General features: G+C 74.1%; 4 protein-coding genes and 1 pseudogene. All 5 read left to right on the top strand.

Going from position 1 to position 4,138, the window contains the following annotated elements; translation table 11 throughout:
* Positions 1 to 409, top strand: a pseudogene (locus AF1_RS35550) (hypothetical protein); the annotation flags it as partial.
* Positions 409 to 861 (top strand): roadblock/LC7 domain-containing protein, encoded by a 453-nt coding sequence (locus AF1_RS32065; protein ID WP_131732527.1) that lies wholly within the window; start codon positions 409 to 411, stop codon positions 859 to 861. The pseudogene AF1_RS35550 and the gene AF1_RS32065, both read left to right, overlap by 1 nt.
* 3 nt (positions 862 to 864) lie before the next feature.
* A complete protein-coding gene (locus AF1_RS32060) occupies positions 865 to 1,245 on the top strand; it encodes a DUF742 domain-containing protein (protein ID WP_067808005.1) in 381 nt (126 codons plus the stop codon).
* Positions 1,226 to 1,879 (top strand): GTP-binding protein, encoded by a 654-nt coding sequence (locus AF1_RS32055; protein ID WP_067808003.1) that lies wholly within the window; start codon positions 1,226 to 1,228, stop codon positions 1,877 to 1,879. The genes AF1_RS32060 and AF1_RS32055 overlap by 20 nt, the downstream gene beginning before the upstream one ends.
* Before the next feature lie 105 nt (positions 1,880 to 1,984).
* Positions 1,985 to 4,138: sensor histidine kinase (locus AF1_RS32050; protein WP_067808000.1), on the top strand; the 2,154-nt coding region annotated here is incomplete at its 3' end.

Here is a 4,138-nt window from a genome sequence, read left to right as displayed (position 1 = left end):
GCCCGAGCCGGCCGGACCCGCGGGCCCGTGGGGCGCCCCCGAGGAGCCCGCGTCCGCCGTCCCGCCGCGTCCCGCCCCGAACCCGTGGTCGGACGACGCCGTCCCGCGGGCCGCGGATGCGCGGCCCGCGGCCCCGATCGTGATCGTCGCGAGTGCCGCCGAGGACGATGAGGACGACGAGGAATGGCAGCCGGCGGGGACCCACGCGGGACTGCCCCGCCGGGTCAGGCAGAAGAACCTGGCACCGCAGCTGCGCAAGAGTCCCCCGCCGGCACCGCCGCAGGCGGGCGGGGGAGCCTCCGGGAGCATCGCACGCTCGCCCGAGGAAGCACGCTCGCTGATGGCATCGGTACAGCAGGGATGGCGGCGCGGCCGCGCGTCCGAGGTGGGGGATGAGGGGACACGATGATGCACAACACCGCGACCGGTGAACTGAACTGGTTGCTCAACGACTTCGCCGAGCGGGTGACGACGGTGCGGCAGGCGGTGATCCTGTCCCGGGACGGCCTGGCCGTGGCCGCCTCCAACGAGCTGGCCCGCGAGGACGCCGAGCACCTGTCCGCGCTGGCGTCCGGCGTGCAGAGCCTCGCGCGCGGCGCCGGGCGGCACTTCGCCGGGGGGAACGTCCGGCAGACCATCATCGAGATGGACGCGCTGCTGCTGTTCGTGACGGCCGCAGGCGACGGCACCTGCCTCGCCGTGCTCGCCGAGGCGGAGGCCGACGCCGGCCTCGTCGCCTACGAGATGGCGGTGCTCGTCAAGCGGGTGGGCCAGCACCTGCAGGCGAGCCCGAGGTTCGGGACCGAGGCGGACGGCCGGGACTTCGGAGGCGCCGGGGGGTCCGCGCCGCGGGGCTTTTGACCGATGGCCCCCTCGGCAGAGCGGTGGCTGGACCGGGATGCCGGTCCGGTCGTGCGTCCGTACGCGATGACCCGGGGCCGGACCCGTCCGGACGGCGCCGGCTTCGAGCTCATCGCGGTCGTGGCCGCCACCGGCGTCCCGCCCGGTGACCGGCTGCGCTACAGCCCCGACCACGCGCGGGTGCTGCGCGGCTGCGCGCAGCCCGTGCCCGTCGTCGACCTCGCGGCCGACCTCGGCCTGCCCATCGGCGTCGTCCGCGTGCTGCTCGGCGACCTGCGGGACGAGGGCCTCATCGCGGTGATCGCCGACCAGCGGTCCGCCGCGGGCCGGCGGCCCCCGAACGGCGTGCTGAGGGAGGTGCTCAATGGTCTCCGGGCACTATGACCGGGCACCCGCGGGGCGCCATGGCCTCGATGCCCGCCCGCTGATCACCACCAAGATCCTCATCGCGGGCGGGTTCGGCGCCGGCAAGACCACCATGGTCGGCTCGATCAGCGAGATCAGGCCGCTGCACACCGAGGAGCCGATGACCGACCGCAGTGTCGGGGTGGACGACGTGTCCGGCGTCGGCGCCAAGTCGACCACGACCGTCGCCATGGACTTCGGCCGCATCACGCTGTCGGACCAGCTGCTGCTCTACCTGTTCGGCACGCCCGGCCAGGAGCGGTTCTGGTTCATGTGGGACGAGCTGGCGGCCGGCGCGATCGGCGCCGTCGTGATCGCCGACACGCGCCGGCTGAAGGGCAGCTTCCCCGCGATCGACTACTTCGAGCGCCGCGGCGTTCCGTTCGTCGTCGCGGTGAACTGCTTCGGCGGGGAGCGCACACACCGGCCCGAGGACATCGCGATCGCGCTCGACCTGGACCCGGGCGTCCCGGTGGTGCTGTGCGACGTGCGCCGCCGCGAGTCGTCCAAGAAGGTGCTGGTGGCGCTGATGGAGCACGTCCTGAGCTGGCCGGACGCCGAGGAGGTGACGGACGGTGACCGGAACCCCGATCACCGTGAACCTGCGACGTAGTAGGCTCCCGCAGACCTCCATACTCCACGCATCGGGAGGTTTCCCCCGCATGTCCCGCCCCCCAATGCCGAAGGACGAGCCAGTGAGCAGGGTCCGCCAGCCGTGATGGCCCGCGGTTTCTCCTCCATCCGGGCGAGGATCACGCTGCTGGTCCTCGTGCCGCTGCTGGCGCTCGCCTCGCTGTGGGTGTTCCTCACCGGCATCACCTACGGCGAGGCGGACGAGTTGCTGCAGAGCCGGGAGTTCCAGAACAGGACGGTGCTGCCGACGCAGCGGCTCATCGACGCGCTGCAGAAGGAGCGGCGCCTGTCGATGGCCGAGCTCGGCGGCTCCCCCGGGGACCCGGGTGTGATGCGGACGCAGCGGCAGGCGACCGACGAGGCGGGCGCGCAGGTCCGGGCGGGCGCCCGTGACAGGGGACTGCGGGGCGCGCTCCTGCCCGAGGTCGCGGACCGGCTGGACGCGTTCGTCGACAGGATCGGCTCGCTGAAGGCCGTCCGCCGCAGCGTGGACGAGCGGGTCGCCGACCGCGCCCGCGTGCAGCGCGAGTACAACGAGCTCATCGACGCGGGCTTCGCCATCTACAACGCGACCACGCCGGGGGAGGGGTCGATCACCGCGAGCGCCCGCACGCTCACCTCGTTCGGCATGGCCCGCGAGTTCATGTCGCGCGAGGACGCCCTGCTGACCGGGGCCCTCGCCGCCGGGCGCATCACCGCCGCCGAACGCGCCGAGTTCGCCAAGCTCGTCGGGGCGCACCACACGATGCACGAAGTCAGCGCCCGCGACCTGTCCGACGCCGACCGGGCCGACTACGAGCGGCTCACCGGCACCCAGCAGTTCGTCCAGATGATGAAGCTGGAGGAACAGGTCATCCGCGGCGCCGAACCGCCGCAGGCCGCCCGCCGGACCCGCACGCCCGGCACGGCGGGAACGGGCAGCGGGACCGATGGCACGTCCACGGCGACGCTGGCGGGTCAGGGCCGTCAGCCGTCCGCGCGCACCGCGCGCGGCCCGCTCGTCATCGAACCCGCCGTCTGGCGGTCCGTCGCCGATACCGTCAACGGCCAGTTCTTCAACCTGGAGAACCGGATCCTCGCCGGGGTCACCGACCGCGGCGAGCACATCGCGATGGGCGCGTTCACCCGGCTCGGCCTCGCCGGCGGTCTCGGACTCGTCGCGATCGTCCTGTCGTCCCTCATCGCGGTCCGCGTGTCCCGGCGGCTGGTGCGCGAATGCCGCACGCTCGCCGGCGGCGTCGTGGACTTCACGCAGAAGCGGCTGCCGAGGCTCGCCGAGCAGATCCGCGCCGGAGCTCCGGCCGAACCCGAACCGGCCCCCGAGGTCGACTACCGCATCACCGAGATCCGGCAGATCGCCGAGTCGTTCGAGCGCGCCCGCGAGGCCGTGCTGCTGGCCGCCGAGGGCGAGGTCGCGGCGCGGCGCGGCATCAGCGAGGTGTTCGTCAACCTCGCCCGCCGCAACCAGGCGCTGCTGCACCGCCAGCTCAGCCTGCTCGACACCATGGAGCGGCGCACCGAGGACCCGTCCGAGCTGTCGGACCTGTTCCGCCTCGACCATCTCGCGACCCGCATGCGCCGGCACGCCGAGGGCCTGGTCATCCTCGCCGGCAAGACCGCCGGCCGGGGCTGGCGCCGTCCCGTCCCGCTGGTGGACGTGGTCCGCGGCGCGGTCGCCGAGGTCGAGGACTATCCCCGCGTCCGGGTGCAGCCGCTGCCGCGCGTCGCGCTGCTCGGCTCCGCCGTCGCCGACGTCATCCACCTGCTCGCCGAGGTGGTGGAGAACGCCACCACGTTCTCGCCGCCGCAGTCGCCGGTGCGGGTCGGCGGGCAGGCGGTCGCCAGCGGCTTCGCGATCGAGGTCGAGGACCGCGGCCTCGGGATGACCGAGGAGGCGCTGCGCGCCGCCAACGAGCGGCTCGCGAACCCGCCCGAGTTCGACCCGTCCGACAGCGCCCAGCTCGGATTGTTCGTCGTGGCGCGGCTGGCCCAGCGGCACGGCATCACGGTCACGCTGCGCCCGTCCCCGTACGGGGGGACGACGGCGATCGCGCTGATCCCCGGCTCGCTCATCGTGGAGAACGCCGACCAGGAACCGGCCGCACGGCGCGCCACCGGGCCGATGCGGGTGCTGCCGGACCAGGCCGCGGCGCTGTCGGCGTCCGGGAGCCAGGCGGCCGGGCAGGGCGGCGTGGTCCGGCTGGTCGCCGAGCCCGCCGCACCGCAGCCGCCCCGTCCC

Source organism: Actinomadura formosensis NBRC 14204 (assembly GCF_001552155.1).
In the GTDB taxonomy this organism is placed as follows: Bacteria; Actinomycetota; Actinomycetes; order Streptosporangiales; family Streptosporangiaceae; genus Spirillospora; species Spirillospora formosensis.
Note: the sequence above shows the minus strand (reverse complement) of the source record. Positions and strands in the feature narration are given on the sequence as shown.

What these genes read in the sequence shown, in the direction of transcription:
- AF1_RS32065 (WP_131732527.1), top strand. Translation starts at nt 409, where the DNA reads ATGCACAACACCGCGACCGGTGAACTGAACTGGTTGCTCAACGACTTC.
- AF1_RS32055 (WP_067808003.1), top strand. Translation starts at nt 1,226, where the DNA reads ATGGTCTCCGGGCACTATGACCGGGCACCCGCGGGGCGCCATGGCCTC.
- AF1_RS32060 (WP_067808005.1), top strand. Translation starts at nt 865, where the DNA reads ATGGCCCCCTCGGCAGAGCGGTGGCTGGACCGGGATGCCGGTCCGGTC.